The organism is Halomonas dongshanensis (assembly GCF_024790395.1).
Lineage (GTDB): Bacteria > Pseudomonadota > Gammaproteobacteria > Pseudomonadales > Halomonadaceae > Vreelandella > Vreelandella dongshanensis.
On record NZ_JAJISC010000004.1, the window covers coordinates 278770 to 297657 of the forward strand.

General features: G+C 62.8%; 19 protein-coding genes. 4 read left to right on the forward strand and 15 right to left on the reverse strand.

Translation table 11 applies throughout. The features are described 5' to 3' along the window. Positions 1-18 precede the first annotated feature (18 nt). From pdxA to LLY24_RS10380, 3 genes are read right to left on the reverse strand one after another with little or no spacing between them, the layout of a single operon-like run. Entirely contained in the window at positions 19-1074 is a 1056-nt protein-coding gene (gene pdxA / locus LLY24_RS10370; RefSeq protein WP_259036215.1) for a 4-hydroxythreonine-4-phosphate dehydrogenase PdxA, read from the reverse strand. After that, positions 1074-2090 (reverse strand): peptidylprolyl isomerase, encoded by a 1017-nt coding sequence (locus LLY24_RS10375; protein ID WP_259036216.1) that lies wholly within the window; start codon positions 2088-2090, stop codon positions 1074-1076. The genes pdxA and LLY24_RS10375 overlap by 1 nt, the downstream gene beginning before the upstream one ends. A 37-nt stretch (positions 2091-2127) precedes the next feature. Beyond that, positions 2128-4578: an LPS-assembly protein LptD gene (locus LLY24_RS10380; protein ID WP_259036217.1), complete on the reverse strand. Its 2451-nt coding sequence runs from the start codon at positions 4576-4578 to the stop codon at positions 2128-2130. Positions 4579-4648: 70 nt separating this feature from the next. Between LLY24_RS10380 and LLY24_RS10385 the strand changes: the two genes are divergently transcribed. The 4 genes from LLY24_RS10385 (at position 4649) to speD (ending at position 7946) form a co-directional block, all read left to right on the forward strand. Continuing rightward, the gene (locus LLY24_RS10385; protein WP_259036218.1) at positions 4649-5665 is read left to right on the forward strand and encodes an aminoglycoside phosphotransferase family protein; all 1017 of its coding nucleotides are present in this window, start codon (positions 4649-4651) and stop codon (positions 5663-5665) included. Beyond that, entirely contained in the window at positions 5662-6336 is a 675-nt protein-coding gene (gene murU, locus LLY24_RS10390) for an N-acetylmuramate alpha-1-phosphate uridylyltransferase MurU (protein WP_259036219.1), read from the forward strand. Before LLY24_RS10385 ends, murU begins: the two co-directional genes overlap by 4 nt. A 165-nt stretch (positions 6337-6501) precedes the next feature. Beyond that, positions 6502-6921, forward strand: a complete 420-nt coding sequence (locus LLY24_RS10395; protein ID WP_259036220.1) for an OsmC family protein — start codon at positions 6502-6504, stop codon at positions 6919-6921. A 230-nt stretch (positions 6922-7151) separates the two neighbouring features. After that, positions 7152-7946: an adenosylmethionine decarboxylase gene (gene speD, locus LLY24_RS10400; RefSeq protein WP_259036221.1), complete on the forward strand. Its 795-nt coding sequence runs from the start codon at positions 7152-7154 to the stop codon at positions 7944-7946. Positions 7947-8005: 59 nt separating this feature from the next. Here speD and lpxL read toward each other — a convergent pair whose 3' ends face one another. The 12 genes from lpxL to LLY24_RS10460 all read right to left on the reverse strand — a co-directional run bounded on the left by lpxL (position 8006) and on the right by LLY24_RS10460 (position 18866). Further along, a complete protein-coding gene (gene lpxL / locus LLY24_RS10405) occupies positions 8006-8920 on the reverse strand; it encodes an LpxL/LpxP family Kdo(2)-lipid IV(A) lauroyl/palmitoleoyl acyltransferase (protein ID WP_259036222.1) in 915 nt (304 codons plus the stop codon). Positions 8921-8933: 13 nt separating this feature from the next. Next, positions 8934-10037 (reverse strand): alanine racemase, encoded by a 1104-nt coding sequence (alr, locus tag LLY24_RS10410; protein WP_259036223.1) that lies wholly within the window; start codon positions 10035-10037, stop codon positions 8934-8936. Between the two features lie 132 nt (positions 10038-10169). Next, the gene (gene rpoS, locus LLY24_RS10415; protein ID WP_259036224.1) at positions 10170-11147 is read right to left on the reverse strand and encodes an RNA polymerase sigma factor RpoS; all 978 of its coding nucleotides are present in this window, start codon (positions 11145-11147) and stop codon (positions 10170-10172) included. 172 nt (positions 11148-11319) lie between these two features. Next, positions 11320-12429: a peptidoglycan DD-metalloendopeptidase family protein gene (locus LLY24_RS10420; protein ID WP_259036225.1), complete on the reverse strand. Its 1110-nt coding sequence runs from the start codon at positions 12427-12429 to the stop codon at positions 11320-11322. Positions 12430-12556: 127 nt separating this feature from the next. After that, positions 12557-13552, reverse strand: a complete 996-nt coding sequence (locus tag LLY24_RS10425) for a DUF368 domain-containing protein (RefSeq protein WP_259036226.1) — start codon at positions 13550-13552, stop codon at positions 12557-12559. Beyond that, entirely contained in the window at positions 13549-14226 is a 678-nt protein-coding gene (locus tag LLY24_RS10430; protein ID WP_259036227.1) for a protein-L-isoaspartate(D-aspartate) O-methyltransferase, read from the reverse strand. The genes LLY24_RS10425 and LLY24_RS10430 overlap by 4 nt, the downstream gene beginning before the upstream one ends. Next, positions 14213-14959, reverse strand: coding sequence for a 5'/3'-nucleotidase SurE (surE, locus tag LLY24_RS10435; RefSeq protein WP_259036228.1), 747 nt, complete (start codon positions 14957-14959; stop codon positions 14213-14215). The genes LLY24_RS10430 and surE overlap by 14 nt, the downstream gene beginning before the upstream one ends. A gap of 18 nt (positions 14960-14977) precedes the next feature. Continuing rightward, a complete protein-coding gene (gene truD, locus LLY24_RS10440) occupies positions 14978-16063 on the reverse strand; it encodes a tRNA pseudouridine(13) synthase TruD (protein WP_259036229.1) in 1086 nt (361 codons plus the stop codon). After that, entirely contained in the window at positions 16054-16527 is a 474-nt protein-coding gene (ispF, locus tag LLY24_RS10445) for a 2-C-methyl-D-erythritol 2,4-cyclodiphosphate synthase (RefSeq protein WP_259036230.1), read from the reverse strand. The genes truD and ispF overlap by 10 nt, the downstream gene beginning before the upstream one ends. Before the next feature lie 27 nt (positions 16528-16554). Further along, positions 16555-17298: a 2-C-methyl-D-erythritol 4-phosphate cytidylyltransferase gene (gene ispD / locus LLY24_RS10450; RefSeq protein WP_259036231.1), complete on the reverse strand. Its 744-nt coding sequence runs from the start codon at positions 17296-17298 to the stop codon at positions 16555-16557. Continuing rightward, on the reverse strand, positions 17295-17636 hold the full coding sequence (gene ftsB, locus LLY24_RS10455) for a cell division protein FtsB (protein WP_259036232.1): 342 nt from the start codon (positions 17634-17636) through the stop codon (positions 17295-17297). The genes ispD and ftsB overlap by 4 nt, the downstream gene beginning before the upstream one ends. A 72-nt stretch (positions 17637-17708) precedes the next feature. Then, positions 17709-18866: a GNAT family N-acetyltransferase gene (locus LLY24_RS10460; protein ID WP_259036233.1), complete on the reverse strand. Its 1158-nt coding sequence runs from the start codon at positions 18864-18866 to the stop codon at positions 17709-17711. Between the last annotated feature and the right edge of the window lie 22 nt (positions 18867-18888).

Sequence of the window (18888 nt, forward strand, 5' to 3'; positions counted from 1 at the left end):
GGTGGCTAGCTACTTTTTCTAGCGTTCATTCGTTTTCTGGCGTTGGCTCAGCTGGCGCGCCAAGCGCAAGGCGACGCCGAGACTGCCCGGGTCGGCGGTGCCGCGACCGGCAAGATCCAGCGCGGTGCCGTGATCTACCGAGGTGCGTACGAGCGGCAAGCCTAGGGTGATATTGGCCGCCTGTCCAAAGCCTGCGTACTTGAGCACGGCCAGGCCCTGGTCGTGATACATCGCCAGCACCGCGTCGACCTCACGCAGATGGCGCGGGGTGAACAGCGTATCGGCGGGATAGGGGCCGCGCACGTCGATGCCTTGGGCACGCAGCGTGGTAAGCGTGGGCTCGATGATATCGCGCTCCTCGAAGCCTAAATGCCCGCCCTCACCGGCGTGAGGGTTGAGCCCACAAACAGCGATACGCGGCGCCGCGATGCCGAATTGACCACGCAGGTCCGCATCGAGCAGACGTGTCACTCGGGTGAGCCGTTCGGGAGTGATCGCATCGGCCACGTCGCGCAGCGGCAGATGCGTGGTCGCCAACGCCACGCGCAGGCCCCGCTCGCCCTGCCACTCGGGCCCACGGGCGTGCAGGGCGACGTCAGTAGCCAGCATCATCACCACCTCGGGCACGCCGCAGGCATCGCGTAGCCACTCGGTATGGCCGGTGAAACCGCTAAATCCACCCTCGATGATTACGCCCTTGTGCAGCGGCGCCGTGACCATGGCCGCCGCCAGCCCCTGCTGGCACGCCGCAACGGCCACCTCCAGCGTCTTGATGACGTAGGCAGCGTTGGCGGAATCGAGCACGCCAGGCGTCACCGGGGCTGCGAGCGCGACCGGCCAGACGGGAAGCGTTGCCTGCGCCATGGAAAGGGGCTCACCCGGTGCGCACTCGACAACAGGAACATCGAGCCCCAACTGCTGCGCCCGCTGGCGTAAAAGCGCAGGATCACCGATCGCCACGCAGCCCTCGGGAAGCTGACCGCTGGCGGCCAGCATCAACGTGAGGTCAGGGCCAATGCCCGCTGGCTCACCGGTGGTGATAGCCAGCGGCAGCGAGGTCGCGTTGGCGCTCATTAGAGGCGAATATCGACGAAGGCTTGCGAGCGAATCTCATCGAGCCAGACGTCGAGCTCTTCGTTGGCACGACGCTGGAAGATGGCCTGCCGCACCTGCTCGCGCTGGCTCTCCTGGGTCACGTCCTGGCGGCGGCGCTCCTCCACTTCGATAATGTGGTAGCCAAACTGCGAGCGCACGGGCGCGGAGATTTGGCCCGGCGCCAGCGCCGTCAGCGCCTCTTCGAAGGCGGGAACGGTCTGCCCTGGGCGCACCCAGCCAAGCTCGCCGCCGTTCAAGGCGCTGCCGCTATCGTCGCTGTATTCGCGAGCGACGCTGGCAAAATCTTCGCCCTGACGCAGGCGGCTAATGGCCTGCTCGGCCCGGGAACGGGCTTGAGCTTCGTCGCGGGTCGGGGTGAGGCTTACCAGAATATGGCGCGCGCGCGTCTCTTCGATAAACGCCTGCTGACCGCCACCGCTTTGCTGGTTGAGCAGACGGTCGACGTCGCGGTCGCTGATCGACACGCGTTGGCCAACCTGGCTTTGCTGCACTTGGCGCATCAGCATTTCGCGACGAATGTCGTTACGCACCTGCGCCATGGTCATGCCATCGGCCTCGATGGCGTCGGCGAACTGATCCAGGGTCATGCCATTGGACTCGGCCACGCCGCGCACCTGCCGGTTGAGCTCGGTGTCGTCGATGCTCAGGTTGGCATTTTCAGCCATCTGCAGCTGAATCTCTTCGAGGATCATGCGTTCGAGCACCTGGGAGGCGAACTGCTGGCGCGGCGGCAGCGAGCTGCCCTGCGCTTGGGCCTGCTGCTCGATCTGGGCGATGCGATCGTCGAGCTCGCTTTGCAGAATCACGCCATCGTTGACCACCGCTACCACGCGATTGAGCGACTGGCGCTCGACCGAGGACTGGAAGCTCTGCGCCTGGGCGGCGAGAGGCAATACCGCTACACCCGCAACGATGAATACGCCACTCAGCGAGAGCGTCTTGGCACGGGCAAGCAGGGTCTTTCTCATTTTCATAGCAAACGTCTCATCAGTTGGCTCTTTCGTCCTTGCCTTACAGGACCGTAGGGCGATAGCCGGGAATGGTGCGCTCAAAGTAGCTGTCGGCCTGCTGACCTACACCGCCGAGTCCACGGAACACGAAACGCAGGAAGATGCCGCGATCGGTGAAGTCGTCGTCGATGAAGGCAGTGTCGTTGTCATCGACCCATTCGCGCCACACTACCTGCACGCCGTAGCAGCAGTCGTTCCACTGTACTCCGGCGAGCTGTTCGAGCGAACGATCATTGGTCTGATCGTGCAGGTAACGGCCGATCAAATCAATCTGAGGGGTCGCTTTCCAGGCAAAGGAGAGATCCCACTCTTCACGGTTGTAGTTACGAAAGCCGTCGTCGCCGGGCACGATGTCGGGATCGAACCCTTCGATCTCCCAACGGTAGCCAAGGTTCACTATGTGGCCTGCCGGATGACGATAGCGTAGATCGAGGGTCGAGCTCTCGGTGCGTTCGCGTTCGTCGTCGTAAAGCCACTCGACACCCGTACTCCAGCGTTCGTCGATTTGCCAGTCGAGCCGCGAGACCACCGGTGAACGATCGCGGGTCGCTTGGTAGCGGCTGAGTGGATTGACACTGGGGTCATCTTCGGGACGCGCCGGTAGCGTATCCGGGTTACCGTCGCGATCGATGCGTCGCTCGGAGAAGTAGTAACTCTGGCCGATCCCGGCGCGCAGGCGCTCACGCCCAGAGGCGTCTTCGAGCAGGCGCGACTCGAGTCCTACCGAGAGACGGTTAAGATCACCCACGCGGTCAGCGCCCGAGAAGCGGTGCGGCGACCACAATTGATCCCAGGAGAAGGCGCGCTCGTAGCTGTCGAAGTCCGGCAGTTGGCGCTGATCTTCGCGCGGCACATAGGCGTAGTTCAAGCGTGGCTCCAGCGTCTGGCGGTAGCCGCGCTGGCCAAGATCGAGCTCGCGCTCGAAGACGAGCCCGGCATCCACGGAGGTGATCGCGGTGCTGCGAGTAGGCGTATCGCTGCGCTCGGTCTCACGGCTGCCGTAGTCGAGATCGTAGGTGGTGTACCACAGCTCGCTACGCGGCTCCAAATAGCCCCAAGGCGCCTCGAACCGCCAGCCCAAAGCCGGGGTCAGGTGCACGCGGCTACCGGTCATCGCTTCGCGCTCGGGCACCAGGTTCTCGTCGATATCGCGCCAGAAGTAGGTGGCGTTAGCGTTCCACTCACCGTAAAAGCCCTCGCCCAGCGGCACGCGGGCGTTGGCGGTCAGGCTCGGCAACTGGTAGAACGGCTTGTCACTATCGGCCAGGGGGTCTTCCAGGCGCTGATAGCCCTGGGCGCGGGCGTCGAGCTGCCAGATATCGCCGCGGTAGTCGATCTGCGCCAAGCGATCCAGACTCACGCGGTCACTGCTGCCGAACTCGCCACCAAAATCATCGAAGTAGCGACCGTCGCTCGCCGAGCCATAGCGCAGCTCGTAACCGCTGCGCGGATTGATCCGTCCACTGTGCTGGGCTTCGATGTACCAGCGGTCCATCCCCCGGTAGCGATCGCTATCACCGCTGGAGCCACCGTCGTCGCTGCTGAGGTAGCCGCCCTCCACGGTGCCCTGGGCGTTGGGCAGTAGGTAGCGGTACTCGCCGTTGAGTAGCAGGCCGCGATCGGTGATCCAGCGCGGCGTGATGGTGGCGTCCTGGTTGGGCGCGATGTTCCAGTAAAACGGCTGAGCGTAATCCAGGCCGTCGCCGGAGAAGCTGAAAGCGGGCCAGAGCAGCCCCGTGTGGCGGCGGTCGTCGATGGGAAAACGCAGCCACGGCCAGTAGAACACCGGCACGTCCTTGACCATCAAGCGGGCGTTGCGCGCGGTGCCAAAGCCGCTGGCCTGGTCGAGCAAAATATCGCTGCCCACAAGATGCCAGGTGTTCTCTCCCGGGTCACAGGTGGTGAAGGTGGCATCCTGCAAGCGGTACAGGTCTTCGCCCACCTGTTCGAGCTGGTCGGCTTGGCCACGCAAGTGCTGGTCGTAGAGCACGTAGTGGCTATTGCGTAGCGAGGCGCGGTCTTCGTTGAGCATCAGCGTGGCACTGTCGCCGCGCACCAGCGCCCGGCCGTCGCGCAGGGCGAGCCGACCCTGGGCGTCGACCTGCTGGCGGTCGCTGGGTACGAAGACTTCATCGGCCTCAAGCTCGGCCACGCCGCGACGCAGTACGACGTCGCCGCGCAGCATGGCTTCGCCGTTGGCGGCGTAGTCGGCTTCGCTCGCCTCCAGTGACAGCGTTTCCGGATTCTCCTCTTCGGGCAGCCGGTAGGCAGGCATCACATAGCGCCCACGACAGAGCTGCCCCGCTGCAGCGGCGCGGTCCCAGGGTTGCCAATCCAGGGCTTCTGGCGCCAGGGGTTCGCCCTGCGCCAGCGCGGTGAAGGAGGCGCTCGCCAGCAGGCTGCCGACCAGCGTCTGTGCGGTTGGCAAGGTGCGCGTCAATCGCTTGCCCATGTTCGTTATCCTTGGCATCGAGAATCGGTATTATACAGTCCGCATGATGCCCGACCAGCAAGGAGCTTGCATGTCCTCTTCTCGATTTTCCGACCTCAGCGCTTGGACGGCCGCGCAGCACGGCCTAAGAAGCGATGAGATCCGCCTGGCACCGGCCGGTGGCGATGCCAGCTTTCGGCGCTATTTTCGCCTCACCCTGCCAAATGGCGCGACCCAGATGGTCATGGACGCCCCTCCGGCGCAAGAGGACTCGGCCCCCTTTCTCGCCATCGCCCGGCGCTGGCACGCCGCCAACCTGCCGGTTCCCCAGGTCCACGCCGCCGACCTGGACGCAGGTTTTTTGCTCCTCGACGATCTCGGCGATACGCCGCTGCAGGCGCGCTTTGGCGATAGCGCCACGACGCTACCCTACCTACACCGCGCCATGGCGCTGATCGCTGCCCTGCAAAATCGCGCCAGCCCCGAAGCATTGCCTGCTTATGATGCAGCCCTGCTCGGCCGCGAGCTCGATCTTTTTCCCGAGTGGTGTTTAACGCGCTTTCTCGATCTTCCCACGCCGCCTGAATGGCCCGCGCTGCGTCAGGCGCTAATCGATGCAGCGCTTGAACAGCGCGTGGTGAGCGTGCACCGCGACTTCGACGCCATGAACCTGATGGTGAAAGGCGATCATCTCTATATGATCGATTTCCAAGACGCCGTAGCGGGGCCGCTGAGCTACGATGTGATTTCGCTCTTGAGCGGCCGCTACCGCCGCTTTGATGCAGCCACCTACGCGGCCTTGGTCGAGCACTTCTATCGCGAGGCGCGACGCGATGGCCGTCTGACGGGCACGCTGAGCGCAGAGGCCTTTCTCACCCAGTGCCATGCCATGGCGGCGCAGCGCTCGCTGAAGGTGCTGGGCATTTTCTGCCGCTTGACCCTGCGCGACGGTAAACACGGCTATCTCGAGCGCTTGCCGCACTTTCTCGACCACCTGACGGATAGCCTTGCCGCTCTCCCCGCTCACGCCAACTTCATGAATTGGCTAGAGACCCAGCTACGCCCTGTCCTTACCGCTCGGCTCAGCGCGTTGGAGATCGCAGAATGAAGGCGATGATCCTGGCGGCGGGCTTGGGCAAACGCATGCGCCCGCTCACCGATCACTGCCCCAAACCCTTGCTACCGGTCGCAGGCAAACCCTTGATCGTCCATCACCTGTCGCGCCTGGCCAAAGCGGGCATTGATGAGGTGGTGATTAACGTAAGCTACCGGGCCGAGCAGATCATCGAGGCGCTGGGCGACGGGAGCCGCTTCGGGGTCGACATCGCCTATAGCCTGGAGGCTACGCCGCTTGAAACCGGCGGCGGCATTTTTCAGGCGCTACCGCTCTTGGGCGAGCAGCCGTTCCTGCTGGTCAATGGTGACGTCTGGTGCGATGCGCTGCCCTCGCTGACCGCCCTTGGCGAGAAGGATGTGGCCCATCTGGCGCTGGTCGACAACCCCTCCCACCACCCCGAAGGCGATTTCGCCCTGAGCGAGGGCCGCGTTCATGCCAGTGGTCCCGCAAAGCTAACCTTTGCGGGTATGAGCGTGCTGCACCCAGCGCTTTTTGCCGACTGTACGCCCGGCGCCTTCGCCCTGGCGCCACTTTTACGCGCCGCTATGGCGGCCGAGCGCGTCAGCGGCGAGCGCTTGACGCCCCCCTGGGTCGATGTCGGCACCCCCGAACGCCTCGAGGCGTTGGATGCCCTGCTGCGTCACGACGGTCACGCGTGTTGATGACGCCACGCGTTTTAGTGACTAAGTGCCGCGATAGGAGCAACGACCAAGCCAACGATAGCGGCGTCGATAAGTGCTATGCTGCGCCTCCTTTAGGGTCTTTCTTCAGTACTCTTCTCGGTACTTTTTCGACCTTTACGCATCAACGTTGACGAGACAATAGCGATGAAAACACGCATCAAATGGACGGATGGTCGGCAGTTCGTCGCCGAATCCGGCAGCGGCCACAGCGTGGTACTGGATGGCTCTCCCGAGCACGGCGGGCGCAATACCGGACCGCGCCCGATGGAGATGCTGCTGATGGGCATGGGCGGCTGCACCACCTTCGACGTACTCAACATTCTCGATAAGGCGCGCGCCGAGGTGACCAACTGCGTGGCCGACATTCAGGCCGAACGCGCCGAGACCACGCCTGCGGTATTCACCAAGATCCATGTTCACTTCACCGTGACCGGACGTAACCTCAAGGAAAAGCAGGTGCAGCGCGCGGTGGAGCTTTCCGCCGAGAAGTACTGCAGCGCTTCGATCATGCTGGTCAACGGCGGCGTGGAGATTACCCACTCCTTCGACATCGTTGAGGGCTGAGCCGCTACGCTCGCGACCGCGAAGCGACGTTCTCCTTCTCCCAACGAAAAAAAATGCCTGCCTGGATGCATACCGCGTCCCGGGCGGGCATAATACGCGCGCTCGTTACCCCCTCATGGGTATTCCAGGGGCGGCAGCGAGCGACGCATCAGACCCAGCGTCATCCAACGTAGATCGGTTCCGGCGCAGGCTCGTCGGGGTGTCTTCATCTGCCATAGGGAGGTTCGGACGTGTCAGATAATCTCCGACTCCATGGGTTCAACAACTTGACCAGTTCGTTGAGCTTCAATATTTACGACATCTGTTACGCCAAGACCGAAGAGCAGCGTGCGGCTTATATCGACTATATCGATGAGCTTTACAACGCCGAGCGGCTGACCCAGATCCTCAAGGATGTGACCAACATCATTGGGGCGCATGTGCTCAATATCGCCCGTCAGGATTACGAGCCCCACGGCGCCAGCGTGACCATCCTGATCGCCGAGCACGAGCTGGAAGATAGCGTACCGGCCCAAACCGAACCCGGCCCCGGTCCGCTGCCCGAGACGGTGGTTGCCCACCTGGACAAGAGTCATGTGACGGTGCATAGCTACCCTGAGTCCCACCCGGACAACGGCATCAGCACCTTTCGCCTGGATATAGACGTCTCCACCTGTGGCCATATCAGCCCGCTAAAGGCGCTGAACTACCTGATCCATAGCTTCGATTCCGATATCGTGACCATGGATTACCGGGTGCGCGGCTTTACCCGCGACGTCGATGGCAAGAAGCTGTTCATCGACCACGACATCACCTCGATTCAGGACTACCTGGCCGACGATACCAAGCAGGCCTACCAGATGATCGACGTGAACGTCTATCAGGACAACATGTTCCACACCAAGATGCTGCTCAAGGATTTCGAGCTGGATAACTACCTGTTCGGCACCTCACGGCGCGACATCACCTTCGAAGAAGCGCGCGACATCGAAAGCCGCCTGCGCAAAGAGATGCTGGAGATCTTCTACTCCCGCAACCTCGATTGAGCGTGTAGAACGAAGAACGCAAAAAGCCGACGTCATATCGGCTTTTTGCGTAATAGCGGTTAGTAGAACCCTGCTTCGCCTTCCGGGCGCGTCTTGAAGCGGCGGTGCAGCCAGAGATACTGCTCGGGATGCTTGCGGATGGCGCGCTCGATGAACTGGTTGACGCGGGTGGCGTCGGCCACCTCGTCACCGCTGGGGAAATTATCGAAAGCGGGCAAACACTCGATGGTGTAGCTGCGGTTATCGGGGTTGCGGTGAAACATCAGCGGCACTACCGGTGCGCCGGTCATGCGGGCGATCTTGGCGGTAAGGCGAATAGTAGCCGCCTGATGGCCGAAAAACGGTGCGAAAACGCTGGCCTCACGACCGAAGTCCTGGTCGGGCGAATACCACACGATATGCCCAGCTTTGATGCGCCGTACCACGCCGCGCAGATCGTGCCGATCGATCGCCTGGCCGAAGATGCGCGAACGCGCGCGGGTCATGAAGCGCTCGAACAGCGGGTTGTTGTGCGGGCGGTAGACCACGTCGGCGGGGAAGAACAGTGAGTGCAGCGCGCCACCTAAGTCTAGGGTCGAAAAGTGAATGCCTACCACCAGTACGCCCTTGCCTTCGGCCTTGGCCCGCGCTAGGTGCTCCTGGCCGTGGTAAGCCACGCGGTGGCGAAGCCCCTCGGCGTCGCGGCACCAGCCGGTAGCGGTTTCGACCAAGCCGATGCCGTTGGCAATGAAGGTCTCGCGCACCAGGCGCTTCTGCTCGTCTGGCCCCTTTTCGGGAAAACAGAGCGCAAGGTTGGTCTCGGTAATGCGCCGACGCCGACGCGCGAAGCGCCAGGCCAGAAGGCCCAGCGCTTTACCTACGGCAAGCCGCAGCCGCCAGGGCAGCCAAGCGGCTAGGTACATAGCACCAATGGCGATCCAGGTGGGCCAGTAGCGCGGATGGGCAAAGGAGCGGGGGTATGGGGTCTTGGCCATGCCTAATCGTGTCTCAAGCCTGATCGTTGCTTAAATAGCGCCGCGGTACGCGGGGCAAAATGCCGGTCAGCAGGGTGTAGCTAATGGTATCGCAGCCGTTGGCGACCTCGTCGACGCTGAGTACGGTGCCGTTGGCGGCTCGTCCCCAAAGCACTACTTCGCTGCCGATGCGAACCTCGGGTAGGTCGGTGACATCGACGGTCAGCATGTCCATGGAGACCTTGCCTGCTATCGTGCAGCGCTGACCGTCGACCAGCACGGGCGTGCCATCCTGAGCGTGGCGATCATAGCCATCACCATAGCCTGCGGCGACCACGGCGATTCGGCTTGGGCGCGGTGCACGCCAGCGGCCGGCGTATCCCACGGGCTCGCCCGCTGCCAGATCGCGCAGCGCGATCACTTGTGATCGCAAGGTCATGACCGGACGCAGGTCGCGGCTCGACGCATTGGCGACTTCCAACGGGTCGCTGCCATAGAGCATGATGCCGGGGCGGTTCCAGTCGCCATGGGCAACGGGCCAGGCCAGCGTGGCCGGGGAGTTGGCGATGCTCAACGGCGCTTTGAGCGCATGCGCCAGGGCTACGATACGCTGCAGCTGGATCTCGAAATAGCCGCTATCGCTGGCGTCCGCCGAGGCGAAGTGGCTCATTAGCACAAGTTCGCCCACCTGAGGCGCTTGACTCAGACGCGCCCAGAGGCTTTCGATCTCCTCGGGGGCAAAGCCCAGGCGATGCATGCCCGAGTCGACCTTGAGCCAGACCGGAATAGGGCGATGCGGTGCAAAGCTCAACAGTGCTTCCACCTGCCACGCGCTATGCACGGCGATCCAAAAACCGTGCTCATCGACCAGCGCGAGCTCATCAGCGCTAAAAATCCCCTCTAGCAGCACGATAGGCGTATCGATGCCCGCTTGGCGAAGCGCTAACGCCTCTTCGATACAGGCGACGCCAAAGGCAGGTGCCTCGCCTACCAGCGCCTTGGCGCATTCGATGGCGCCATGGCCGTAGGCATCGGCCTTGATGATCGCTACCGAACGGCTTTGGGGTGCACAGGCGCAGGCGTGGCGATAATTGTGACAGAGCGCGGCGAGGTCGATATCGGCAACGAGGGGACGCATGATGGTAGTCACTCAAACGAAGTCAAAGGCAGTAGTTGCCCTAGTAAAAACCACGCACCGGAAAGCCGGTGCGTGGTCGGTAATAATGCGCGGCCTGCCACCGCTGCCAAGCAGTAGCAGCCGCGACTTGCCCTAGCTTTCGAAAATGGCTTCCATGGAAAGCCCCTGTTTCTCCAGCGCGCGGCGTAGCTTCTTTAACGCTTCCACCTGAATCTGGCGAACGCGTTCGCGGGTGAGGCCGATCTCGGCGCCGACTTCCTCGAGCGTGGCCGACTCATGTCCGCGCAGACCGAAGCGACGTACCACCACTTCGCGCTGCTTCTCGGAAAGCTCGTCTAGCCAATGATCGACGTGCGCTTTGACGTCGCCATCCACCAAGGTTTCCTCAGGCCCCTGCTCCTCTTCGTCGGCCAGAGTGTCGATCAACGGCTTGTCACTTTCGCCGCCCATCGGGTAGTCGACGGAGGAGACACGCTCGTTCAGACCCAACATCTTCTTGACCGTTTCCACTGGCTTGTCGAGGTGTTCGGCAATCTCTTCGGCGGTGGCTTCGTGGTCGAGCTTTTGGGTCAGCTCACGCGCCGCACGCAGGTAGATGTTGAGCTCCTTGACCACGTGGATCGGTAGCCGGATCGTGCGTGTTTGGTTCATCAACGCGCGCTCGATGGTCTGGCGAATCCACCAAGTGGCATAGGTGGAGAAACGAAACCCGCGCTCGGGATCGAACTTCTCCACCGCCCGAATCAGCCCTAAGTTACCCTCCTCGATCAGATCGAGCAGCGTCAGCCCACGGTTGAGATAGCGCCTTGCGATCTTGACCACCAAGCGAAGGTTGGACTCGATCATCCGCGAACGGCCGAGCGCGTCGCCCTTACGCGCCAAGCGGCCGTAATGCACCTCTTCTTCGGGCGTCAGCAGCGGCGAGAAGCCGATTTCGTTAAGGTATATCTGGGTCGCATCCAAGCTTTGATACTGTCGCTCTTCGCGGCCCAATGCTTTTTCGAAGGCATCGTCTTCGCTTTCGGTAGAGAGGTCCTCATCAACCTCTTCGACTGCTGGTTCCATTGCGTCTGTATCCACTTCCTGTAGATCCCTCTCTAGCATCGTCATTGCGCTTACCCCCGGTTGAGCCTACCCCGCCATTTAAAAAATTAAGAAAGGAAGCGCCGAAAAGGCGCGGTCTAGCTTCTTGTATGCCGCTATTTTATATGACGCGTATTTCACGTTCGGGTGTCACCTGGGCGGCGAACCTGGTTCCATGGTCGACGCCGCCCATAGACGCTTAACGGGAGGGGAGATAGTCCAGCGGGTTTTGCGGCTGGCCATCGCGACGCACTTCGAAGTGCAGTCGTGGGCTTTCGGCGTCGCTGTCTCCCACCGTGGCGATGACCTCACCAGCCTCGACCACGTCGTTCTCACTGACCCGCAAGCTGTCGTTGTGCGCGTAGGCACTCAGGTATTGATCGTTGTGCTTGAGCAGGATGAGGTTGCCATACCCCCGAACCCCACTACCGGCATAGACTACGATACCCGGCCCCGCTGCTTTTACAGGTTGCCCCTTTTCTGCAGCAATATCAATCCCAGCGGTAATGGTACCCCCCTGGCCGAACTCACCAACCACGCGGCCATCAGCCGGCCACTGCCAAGCAATATTTTCCGCAGGCGTGTAGGTCCGCGACGAGCGATCGGGCGCTGAGGACGAGGGCGCAGCCTGCTGCGGCGTCGGTTCGGACTCTGGCTCGGCTTGCTGTTCGGGTGCAGGTTCTGGCTCGATGGTGACGCCGACACTTTCTGTCGGCACCGGCTGAGAAGGCGCGCTCTCTTGGCGGCTTGGCTCTTCTCGCTGGGCACTCGTCGAAGACGAAGAGGCGATATCGTCATTCTCGACGTCGCGCTCGTCGGCTTGGCGGCGGTTACGCGCCATGGCTGACTCATCCGGCAAGAGCCAGTCGAGCTCTTGGTCGCTCTGGCCACTTTGTGCCTGCCCCTGGTTCGCGCTTGGCGTGTTCGATGCAACAGCCACCTGAGCGCCGCCGGATTGATTATTGAGCCCGGTAGCAACCGCTCCCCGCGACGGCTGAGCGCTGGCGGCAGCGGGCGCACCTGCACCTGCGCCTTGACGCAGCGCAATGCTTTGGCCGGGCTGAATCTGGTAAGGCGGCGAGATGTTATTGAGTGCTGCCAAGTCGCGGTAGTCGAGGTTGTGCTGCCAGGCGATGCCATAAAGCGTGTCGCCGGGTTTGACGGTGTACTGGGGCGTGCGCTCGACGGCGCGGCTCGCTTCGCTCAAGTCACGCACCTGAGGCGCCCCACCTTGCTGGTTGGCGCAACCCGCTACCGCCAGCGCCAAAGCGGAAACGGCAAAAACTTTATGCATGAAGACCTTACGCATGCAAACCTTACTCCTGTCTATGTCTTGGACCACCATGTCTTGACCAGCATGTCTTGGCCAGCATGTCTTGGCCAGATGCCCTGATCCGTTGGCCTCGGCCACCCTGCCCTGGCCAATATATCCAAACTCACGCCTTATCGGAGTGGCCTTTACGCGGCGTATCTTCTGGTGCGATGCGCGGCTCCAGCGGTGCAGGCCGACGATGGCTCGCCTGGCGGTTGAGCGCAACGACCAGCACAACCCCCAGCAGCATCAGTGCGACTACGCCCACCACCTGTGCCGAGTTGCCGGTCAGCATGGCGTAGTCGTCGGGCATCAGGTAGCGGTAGCTCAGCGGTACCATTTGCTCGTTTGGCCCCAACTGGTAGCTTAACAGCTCGCGCCACGGCCAGAGAACCGGCAGCGACCCAACGATGAATCCCAGTAGCAACTGAAGCGTGGCGTCGTGATAGCGGCGCAAAAGCCAAGCCAACAGCCGCGAAGAGAGCGCCAGCCCTACCGCGCAGCCTACCCCAAAAAGCCCAATGACGACGATATCGAGCCCACGTATTGCCTGCATGATGGTGCCGTAGAGTCCCATGGTGAGCAATAGAAAGCTGCCCGAAACGCCCGGCAGCAGCATGGCACTGATGGCAATGGCTCCCGCCACCATGATCACCGCGGCCTCATTGCCAAGCAGCAGTACCAAAGGCATGAGCGCCGGCAGCATGTTGGCGAGCAAGAGCCCCGCCAGTAGAGCAAAGACGTAGCGCCACTTCCACCGACGGCTGGCGCTGCTAACCACCAGCGTAGAGGCCGCCACCAAACCAAAGAAAAACCCATTGAGCAGCAGCGGATGCTGCTCCATCAGCCATACGGCCAAATGCGCCACCGAGAACAGGCTCACTCCGACCCCGGCCAAAAGCGGTATCAAAAACGCCATGTTCAGATAGCGCCAAAGACCGGCCACGCCGCCCCGGCGCCATACGCCCCAAACACCGGGACCAAAGCGTCGAATGGTATCGATCAACTCCTCGTAGATGCCGGTGATAAAGGCAATGGTCCCTCCCGAGACGCCAGGAACGGCATCGGCCGCCCCCATGCCTGCACCTTTGAAAAAGGTGCCTATCGATCGACGCTTCACTCCACCACTCCTTGCAAAAAAGGCACGAAGCGAACCGGCTCCAAGCGGCGTTTTTCGAACGCCGCGCCAATCCGCTTCACCTGGGTTAACCACTGGCTGCCATCGGCTTCTTCGAGCGGCGCGATCAGCAAGCCTCCCTCTTTTAATTGATGCATCAGCGCCGGGGGCAGCGTCTGGGCGCAGGCGGTGAGCAAGATGACATCGAAAGGCGCCGCCTCCGGCCACCCCTCGGCGCCATCGGCGACGGCAAGGGCCGGATCGGCCTCCAGATACCACAGCCGCTCGGCCGCGCGGGCGTGTAGCGCCTGAATACGTTCGATGGAGTAGAGCTCCTCCACCAGACGCGACAAGATCAAGGTTTGATAGCCTGATCCCGTGCCCAGCTCCAACACCCGGCGCGGCGACGCACGCAGTACAAGTTCGGTCATCCGCGCCACGGTCAGCGGCTGCGACAGCGTCTGACCAAAGCCGATGGGCAGCGAGGTGTCTTCGTAGGCGCGGTGCGCCAATGCCTCATCGACGAACAGATGGCGCGGCTCGCGTGCCATCACTTCGAGCACGCGCGCATCGCTGATGCCCCCCTGCTGCAGCCGCTCGATCATGCGGTCGCGCGTGCGCTGTGAGGTCATACCGCGACCGCGCAGCGCCTCGGGCGACAGTTCAGGCAAAGGCATCGAGCCAGCCTTGAACGTCATCGCGCGCGGCGTGACGGGTAAGATCCGTCTGTAGCGGTGTAATCGACACGTACCCCGCCTCAATGGCGGCAAAGTCGGTATCTTCGCCATCATCGGCGTTGGCCGCTACCGGCGCGATCCAGTAGCGCGTGCGCCCGCGCGGGTCTTCTACCGCCACCGGGCGCTCGGCCGGGCCGCGATAGCCCAACCGGGTGACGCGAAAGCCGCGCAGCGCCTCCCAGGGCACATCGGGCACGTTGACGTTGAGCAGCGAGCGCGGCGGCAGCGACAGTTGGTCGGCGGCACCGATCAGCGTTGCGGCTACTCGCGCAGCGGTATCGAAGTATTGCTGGCCGCACAGCGACATGGCGATGGCCGTCATACCCAGATTGCGCCCCTCCATGGCCGCCGCCACGGTGCCCGAATAGAGCACGTCGTCACCCAAGTTGCTGCCGTGATTGATACCCGAGATGACCAGATCTGGGCGTTCGTCCCAGATGCCATTGACGCCCAGATAGACGCAGTCCGCTGGCGTTCCGTCGACGCTGTAGAAGCCGTTATCCAGCGCCGTCAGCGCCAAGGGGCGCGACAGCGTCAGCGAATTACTCGCACCGCTACGGTCGCGATCCGGCGCCACCACGCGCAGTTGGGCATAGGCCGCCAACGCATCGCTCAGGGCCTTCAAACCAGGCGCGTGAACGCCATCGTCGTTGGAAAGCAGCAGTCGTCGCATGAAGATCTCCTCGCTCGATCAGGGTGAAAGCGCAGCGCCGGGCCTCACCGGCTCGAAGTCGGGGTGAGCGATCAGTTCACTGATCACGGCAGTCGCGAAGCTGCCCTTGGGCAGCTCGAAGCTCAGCACCACGCGATCCGGGGCCTCACGCTCAAGCCGAGGTTCGCTCAAGCGCATGCGCAGCGCCCGACGTGAAACAGCCACACCGCTGCGCTCGAGCCCAGCGCAAAGCGTTGGGTAGGTCTTTTCAAGCGTCTGCGCGTGCGCTGCCATGGCGCCCTGCTCTTCCACGCCCTTGCCCCACAGCGGTGCGGTGGGGTGAACGTCGAGTCGCCCTGCACGCGCGTAAAGCGTCTCGTCCACCTCGTCGATGGCAAAAAGACTCTGAGTGCCGTCGAGCATCAGCGTATCGGCGGGGCACGGCGTGGCCCAGCTGCCCTCCTCGATACGCGCGCTCAGCAAGGTATTGAACAAAAAGCTGCGCGCACTGGACAGCAGCATGCCGTGGCGATCGTCGCGCTTGCGCCAACCTTTGGCCAGAAGCGCCTCGGCGCGAAACAGGTTGCGTCCCTCGGGACCGAAGCGCTGAGGTCCGAAATAGTTTGGCACGCCCTGCTCGCAGAGGTGCTGCCAGCGCGGCGTGAGCGCCTCCTCAGCCATTGCCGGACCGCTCAAACGCAGAGTGAAGCGATTACGGCGGTGCACGCCGCGCTTGAGTTTGCGCGGGTGGCGGTGGCACTGAAGTACCTGAATGCCGCTTTCGGCGAGAGCCGTTTCTAACCCCTCCGGTGGCTCGCGTCCGGGAAGCTGAACGCTGAGCCACTGCCGGGTGATGGCGATGCGATCCTTCATGCCCGAATAGCCGATCTCGCGCGGGCCGGTCTTACACAGACGCCCAAGCGCGCGTACTACATCGAGCGTGGTCTGGCCGCGCTTTTCGATAAAGAGCCAAAGATGTTCACCCTGACCTTCGGGGGTGAAATCCAAAAGCTCCTCGACGACGAAATCTTCGGCAACGCCGCGGTAGCTCCCCGGTAAAGGGGCGCCGAAATGCTCGTCCAGTAGCCGCCGCCAGCGCGGCCAGTCGCTCGCGTTCAAAGGCATTGCAGCAGCACCACGGCTTCGGCGGCGATTCCTTCACCGCGGCCGGTAAAGCCTAAACGCTCGGTGGTGGTGGCTTTGACATTGACCTGATTCAGCGCCACCTGCAGATCGGCGGCGATGACCTCGCGCATGGCATCGATATGCGGCGACATCTTGGGTAGCTGCGCCATCAAGGTGGCATCGAGGTTGACTATCTGGTAGCCCTCGGTGCGGACAAGACCAACGACATGGCGCAGCAGAGCGCGACTGTCGGCCCCGGCGTAGGTCGGATCGGTATCGGGAAAATGGCGGCCGATATCACCCAGCGCACAGGCGCCGAGCAGCGCATCACTAATGGCGTGCAGCAGCACGTCGCCGTCGGAGTGCGCAACGAAGCCTTGCTCGAAGGGGATGGCAACGCCGCCGATCATTAGCTGGTTGCCGGGGCCGAAGCGGTGAACGTCAAAACCGTGGCCAATTCGCATGGTGTTCTCCTTAAAGCACTTGCTGGCTTAACTGCGCGTAGCGGCCAGGGCGATCTCGTGGCCACTTTCGGCCTTATGTATCTCGCCCGCCTGGGCCGACAGGATGGCGGCGGCAAGACCAAGATCGCCAGGGTGGGTAACCTTGATATTGTCGCGGCGGGCGCTCACCAGACGCGGCGCCAATCCCAGCGCCTCGATTGCCGACGCTTCGTCAGTCACTAAAGCGCCGCTGCGCTGGGCCTGGGTTAGCGCGCGCAACAGTAGCCCATGGCGAAACCCCTGTGGGGTCAAGGCGTGCCATAAGCCATCGCGGCATTCGGTGCGAAAACTTGCGCCATCGCCATTATCACGCTTCATGGTATCGGCCACCGGCATCGCCAGCAGAGCGCCGCTGGCACTCTCCAGCGTGGCCTGATAGAGCGCCTGTAGGTCGTTTGGCATCACGCAGGGGCGGGCAACATCGTGTACCAGCACGGGGTCATTGGCGTCGGCAGCCATGGCGTGCAAACCGTTGAGCACGCTGTCCATACGCTCGGCACCACCGCTGACGCGTTGCCAGTGGGCAAAAGGCATCCAGGCGTTGCGAAACCAGCGGTCGTCGTCGTCCAGGCAAATCACGCAGCGGGCCTCGGGAAAGGCGGCGTGCAGGCGGCGTAGGGTGTGGCGCAAGAGCGGCTCACCGGCAAGGTCGAGGTACTGTTTTGGGCGGTCGGCGCCCATACGCTTGCCCTGTCCCGCCGCTGGCACCACTAGCCAAGGCGTCGGCGTCACGGCGACTGCCTCCCACGATGGTTGAGCGCGCCTGCATTGAGGCCGACCAGCTCACCTTCAATGGCAACGCCCGGCACCCAGAAGAACTGCTCATCGGTGCGCACCATGCCCATGTCGCTGCGCGCGCGCTCCTCAATGGCATCGAGCCCCGTCTTGAGGTCGGTGATCTCAGCCGCCAAGCGAGCATTTCGCTCGCGCAGGGGCACGTTAAGCTCTTCCTGATCCGCAACCCGCGCTTCGAGCTGTTTGAAATCACGCCAGCCGCCGTTGCCCAACCATAGGTGGTACTGCAATAGGCCAAGCGCCAGCAGCAGTATCAGCCCCAGCCATTTATGCATGTCGTCCTCTCCCTGAATCGTCGCCCTGCGCAGCCGCTGGGCATTATGCCATCAAGGCGCCTGACCAGCGAGTCAGTCGGCGCGAAACGGCAGCGCGGCCTGGGCGGCTTGGCGATAGGCCCGCACTTGGCGTCCCTCTTCGGCACAAAACTGCGCCACGCCTGCGGCCAAACCGGGGTGGGCCAAGTAGTGTAGCGAGCGCACGGGCTCGGGGGCAAAGCCACGAATCAACTTGTGCTCGCCTTGAGTACCCGGGTCGAACAAGCTAAGCCCTTGCTCCAGGCAGAAGGCGATGCCCTGGTAGTAGCAGGCCTCGAAATGCAGGCAGTCGGCGTGCACTTCGCTACCCCAGTAGCGGCCATAGAGCGAGTGCGCACCAACAAGATAGAGCGCCGCTGCCACCGGGCGCCCCTCCAGGCAGGCCTGCACCAGCATCAGCGATTCAGGCGCCTGCTGCCATAGTCGCTCGAAGAAGGCGTAGTTCAAATAGGGCGGCCGCCCGCGCTCGTGATAGGTGATGGTGTAGCAGGTATAGAAGTGGCGTAGCGCCTCTTCATCGATCTCGCGACCAGCGCGACGCTTAAGCGTGAAGCCTTGCTCGGCGACCAGGCGCCGTTCACGCTTGATCATCTTGCGCCGTTTGGAGGTCAGCGCTGCCAAAAAGCCATCGAAGTCACCAAAGCCACGGTCGCGCCACTGAAACTGCACGCCCTCGCGCACAATGAGCTCAGGGCAGAGCGCTTTCCAGGCATCTACGTCATGGGTATCGGAAAACAGCAAGTGCCAGCTCGACAGGCCCTCCTTGTGGCACTGTTCGCGCCAGCCCTGGGCCAGCGCCGCGCGCACCCGTTCGCCATCGGCGTCAGAAGCAACCAACGTACGGGCGCTAGGCACCGGCGTAAAAGGAACGGCGCTCAACGCCTTGGGGTAGTAGCGCCCACCGGCGCCTTCCAGGGCGTCGGCCCAGGCCCAGTCGAAGACGTACTCCCCATAAGAGTGGTGCTTGCGGTAACGCGGTAGCGCCCCCACCAGCATATCCCCCTGCCACACGCAGAGATGGCAAGGCTCCCAGCCGGTCTCCACACTCACCGAGCCGCTGGCTTCCAGGGCGTGGAGAAAGGCATGGCGCAGGAAGGGCTGCTCGCTACTCACCAGCGTATCCCACTGGCGCGCGTCGATGGCCTCAATGGCCGCCAGGGTGACAAGCCTCAGCGGCAAGGGTGTGGGCATAGCGCCTCCTGGGCAATGGGAT